Annotated in this window: 5 protein-coding genes; 2 read left to right on the plus strand and 3 right to left on the minus strand. The window is 45.4% G+C overall.

The genetic code is table 11. From position 1 onward, the window contains the following. Positions 1–74: 74 nt before the first annotated feature. The 3 genes from AC1DPZ_RS22435 to AC1DPZ_RS22445 are packed head-to-tail and all read right to left on the minus strand — an operon-like array spanning position 75 to position 2,502. Positions 75–437: a CoA-binding protein gene (locus AC1DPZ_RS22435; RefSeq protein WP_477407640.1), complete on the minus strand. Its 363-nt coding sequence runs from the start codon at positions 435–437 to the stop codon at positions 75–77. A gap of 29 nt (positions 438–466) precedes the next feature. Next, entirely contained in the window at positions 467–955 is a 489-nt protein-coding gene (locus AC1DPZ_RS22440; RefSeq protein WP_477407642.1) for a DinB family protein, read from the minus strand. After that, positions 952–2,502 (minus strand): NAD(P)/FAD-dependent oxidoreductase, encoded by a 1,551-nt coding sequence (locus AC1DPZ_RS22445; RefSeq protein ID WP_477407644.1) that lies wholly within the window; start codon positions 2,500–2,502, stop codon positions 952–954. Before AC1DPZ_RS22445 ends, AC1DPZ_RS22440 begins: the two co-directional genes overlap by 4 nt. 177 nt (positions 2,503–2,679) lie before the next feature. On the opposite strand from AC1DPZ_RS22445, the gene AC1DPZ_RS22450 reads away from it, so the two are divergent. Beyond that, entirely contained in the window at positions 2,680–3,579 is a 900-nt protein-coding gene (locus AC1DPZ_RS22450; protein ID WP_477407646.1) for a LysR substrate-binding domain-containing protein, read from the plus strand. 72 nt (positions 3,580–3,651) lie between these two features. Beyond that, positions 3,652–4,547 (plus strand): NAD(P)/FAD-dependent oxidoreductase (locus tag AC1DPZ_RS22455; protein WP_477407648.1); only part of this gene is annotated, 896 nt, incomplete at its 3' end.

The following is a 4,547-nucleotide window of genomic DNA, read 5'->3' on the forward strand; positions in this document are numbered from 1 at the left end:
CCCCCAACCCTCTGAAGGGGGAACTCCAATTAGTGTGGCTGAGCAAATTTTTATACCCCTTCGGGAGAGGCGTGTTAATATTGCCCTGTTGACAAGAGCACCAGTGTACAGGCATTCTCCGTTTCAATCCCCTTTTCGTTGGCCATACGGCGCAGTTCTGAATTTTCGGTACCGGGGTTGAAGATTATACGTTTGGGTTTGGTGTTTAATATATAATCGTAAAGCGGCGGTTGATTTTGGGGGCCTATGTATAAGGTAACTGTGTCAATATCATTATAAATAGTTTCCGCCTTCTCGATAGGTACACCGGCTATTTCACCGGTTTTTATACCTACATTAACTATGGTATGCCCGTTGCCCACCAACCGGTTGGCAGCAAAGTTGGCGTACCTGCTGGTATTGGGTGTTGCCCCTAATATGAGAGTTTTTTTATTCATATTGTTTTGTTGATTTCACCAATTATATATCAGTGAAATCCTAATATTCTGTTTAACAATGCTATTTGACCCGAGTGATATATATGATGCTGAATTAGTCCATTAATCAGTTCTTCATAACTAACACCACTGCCCTCTTCGCGGCTACGCTCGTCTGTTGTTGGCTCATCCCATTGTTCCTGCGGGAAGTTTTGGATAATGCCAATCAAATTTACGTTCACCAGCTTTAAATCTTCAACATAGTTTTGCCATTTTTGTTCGTCGGGAGCACCGGTCTCGGGCCAATCGCCGCTCGTGGGAATACCAGATGGCAAGCCGTTCATCCTGTCCATTACTTCCTCCGTCCAGGCTATCATATGCAAAACAATCTCCGCAATATTGTGTACCGATCCCGGCGGTTTTTCATAAGCGGCTTCGAAACTGATACCTTCAACAATCTCATAAACCGGCGAACCATACCAGGCATCGCCCGATAATATTTTTTGTAATTCGCTACTTAATTTTTCAGAAATGGTCATGCTAATATTTTTAAAGTTGCCAATGCACAATTGATACCATCAATCGCAGCAGAAATAATGCCACCCGCATAACCGGCGCCCTCCCCGCAAGGAAATAATCCCTTTACCTGCGGGTGCTGTAAGGTTTCCTTATCTCTCGGAATTTTTACCGGCGATGACGTACGCGACTCTACCCCAACCAAAATAGCTTCATTAGTATAGTATCCCTTCATTTTTTTGCCAAAAGCCGGCAATGCTTTTTGCAGCCGTTTATGGATCCATCCGGGTAATACTTCTTTGAGTTCGGTGCTCTTAGTGCCAGGCAGATAAGAATTTAGTGGAAGATCATTGGATAACCGACCTTCAACAAAATCAACCATGCGCTGGCCTGGAGCAACCAAATTGCCTCCGCCTGCTTTAAACGCGGCACGTTCCACCGCTTGTTGAAAACCCAGCATTTTAAACGGGTCGCTATCATCCCCTGCAACATCTTCCATATTGATCTGCACCACCGTGCCCGAATTGGCAAAAGGGTTGTTCCGTTTAGATGGGCTCCAGCCGTTCACTACAATTTCGTTTTCCCCGGTTGCACATGGGGCGATGATGCCGCCCGGGCACATGCAAAATGAAAATACTCCCCGGTCATCTACCTGCTCAACCAGGTTATAATAAGATGGTGGCAGATCAGGCCCGCGGTATTCACAGTGATACTGAGCACGATCGATAATTTCCTGCGGATGCTCTATCCTGACACCTAAAGCGAAAGGTTTAGCTTCTATTAATATATTTTGATGATGGAGCATTTCAAACACATCCCTTGCCGAGTGACCGGTTGCCAGGATTACGGCATCTGCGGTCATTTTTTCGCCGGATGCCAGCTTTACACCTTTTATCTTGTTAAACTCTACCAACAGCGCGGTAACTTTTGTATCGAAATAAAATTCACCACCCGCGTTCAATATGGTTTCTCGCATGGCAGTGATGATCTGGGGCAGCTTATTGGTACCGATGTGCGGGCGGGCATCTACTAGTATGTCTTCGTCGGCACCGTGGGCCACAAACATTTTGAGCACCTGGTTCACGTCTCCCCGCTTGGTCGACCGGGTATACAATTTACCATCCGAATAGGTACCTGCCCCGCCCTCACCAAAGCAATAGTTAGACTCCGGATTTATCAAACCTTGTTTATTAATATTGGCCAGATCACGGCGACGTTGTTTAACATCCTTGCCCCGCTCCAAAATAACCGGCTTCAGTCCAGATTCGATACATTGCAACGCAGCAAAAATCCCTGCCGGACCGGCGCCCACAATGATGACCGGCCGGCCAAATTGTACATTGGGGTAATTTACAATATAGCTTTCGGGCTGATATTGCTGATCGATATATACCTGCACCATCATGCGGTAAACCACTTTACGACCGCGCGCATCTATGGACCGTTTTAAAACTTTAACTGCCGATATTTTTTGAGGCTGCATATTTAAAGCCGCTGCCACGAGGCGTTTAATCACCGCTTCGTCTTCATGTTGCCCGGGAGGGCATACTATTTCAATTTCTTTTGTCATACTGGTTGCCGGGTTTTTATCCCGGATTGAGAACAAAGGTAAAGAAAAAAGAGCAAGCAAGGTTTACAAGCAGAGCCTCTGTCTCACAATAACCTAACCTAATCCGCTAATTATAAACCAGATAATAAATTCAAACTGTTCCCGTGTGTAATAATTAAAAGCCCTAAATTTAACCCGATGATCTTCGATTTCAGGTTAAAGGTATTTTATACGGTAGCACAGCGCCTGAGTTTTACCAAGGCGGCTAACGAGCTGTATATTACCCAGCCCGCTGTTACCAAGCACATTAAAGAGCTGGAGCAACAGCTTAATGTACAGCTATTTAAACGCAATGGCAACAACATAGCGCTTACTACGGCGGGCAAGGTGCTATTACAATATGCCGATAAGATCTTCCAGACTTATACCGCCCTTGAAACCGAACTGGCACAGTTAAATAACATTGAAGCCGGCACACTACATATAGGTGCCAGCACTACTGTGGCCCAAACCATATTACCCAAAATACTGGCGTTATTTAAGAAAACCTATCCCGAGATTACCTTCAATTTTATACAGGCTAATACCGATCATATTTCACAAATGATCCTTGACGAAAAATTGGATATAGCGATCATCGAAGGCTCATCCCACTTACCTCAACTGGCCTATTCGCCCTTTGCCAAAGACGAAATAGTGTTGGTTACCAAGGCAAACAATAAGTTATCAAAAAAGCCAGAGATCAGCCCGAAACAATTATTGGAGATCCCACTTGTGCTGCGCGAGGCAGGTTCTGGTACGCTGGATGTTATTTATGATGCACTGGCGGGTGTGAATATCAGCCCTAAAGACCTCAATATCGAGATCCAGCTGGAAAGCAGCATTGCTATAAAACAGTATCTTTTATACTCAGATACAGCTACTTTCCTATCTATTCAGTCGGTAGTAAGTGAGCTGAAATATAATGAGCTTAGCATTATAGCGGTTAAAGGATTGGAGATCTTCCGCACCTTTCAGTTCATCCAGCTACATGGTAAAAACAGCAAACTCGTTGAACTTTTTAAACGTTTTTGCCTGGCCAATTATAACTTAAAGTAATCACGTATTACTTTATATGATTTGTGTGGCGGTTTTTTTGGAGACATCTTTGTGTACCAAAAAAATACAGTTATGGACACAAAAAATCCAACTTTCGTCGAGAAAAATCTAACAAATAATGATATTTATACAGATATCTGTATCATCGGCGCGGGGCCGGTTGGATTGTTCGCAGTTTTTGAGGCGGGGCTGCTAAAAATGCGCTGCCATTTGATTGATGTGCTGCCCCAGGTGGGCGGTCAGCTTTCCGAGATCTACCCGCACAAACCTATTTATGATATTCCCGGCTACCCCGAAGTTACCGCCCAGGAATTAGTGAATAAGTTAATGGCTCAGATTGCTCCCTTCCATCCCACTTTTAGTTTGGGCGAACGGGTAGAAATCCTTAACCGGCACAACGACGGATCATACACCATCCAAACCAATGATAACCCTACCGTTCACTGCCAGGTGGTGGTAATTGCCGGTGGACTTGGCTGCTTTGAGCCACGCAAGCCCGAGATTGACCGCCTTACAGATTTTGAAGGCAGAGGCGTAGCCTATATGGTTAAAAACCCCGAACTGTTCCGCAACCGTAAAGTGGTTTTGGCGGGTGGTGGTGACTCTGCATTGGACTGGGCCATTTTCCTGGCTAATGTTGCTGAAAGGGTTACCCTGGTTCATCGTGGCGATACTTTCCGTGGTGTTCCGGATTCTGCCGAAAAGGTTTTTGAACTGGCTAAGGAAGGCAAGATAGACCTGATCCTGAAATCTAACGTGGTGGCCTTAACCGGCGAAGGGCACTTGCAGGAGATCACCCTGCTGGACAAGAACAACGAGGTGAGCCATATCGCCGCAGATCATTTGATCCCGCTGTTTGGCCTCAGCCCCAAACTGGGACCAATTGCCGACTGGGGTTTAAACATCGACAGATCTGCCATAGTGGTAAACACGTTTGACTACAGCACCAATGTTGACCGCATTTATGC

Source organism: Mucilaginibacter sp. P4_G9, assembly GCF_056400985.1.

Coding starts and splice junctions, on each gene's coding strand:
- AC1DPZ_RS22435 (WP_477407640.1), bottom strand. CDS start 437: ATGAATAAAAAAACTCTCATATTAGGGGCAACACCCAATACCAGCAGG.
- AC1DPZ_RS22445 (WP_477407644.1), bottom strand. CDS start 2,502: ATGACAAAAGAAATTGAAATAGTATGCCCTCCCGGGCAACATGAAGAC.
- AC1DPZ_RS22440 (WP_477407642.1), bottom strand. CDS start 955: ATGACCATTTCTGAAAAATTAAGTAGCGAATTACAAAAAATATTATCG.
- AC1DPZ_RS22450 (WP_477407646.1), top strand. CDS start 2,680: ATGATCTTCGATTTCAGGTTAAAGGTATTTTATACGGTAGCACAGCGC.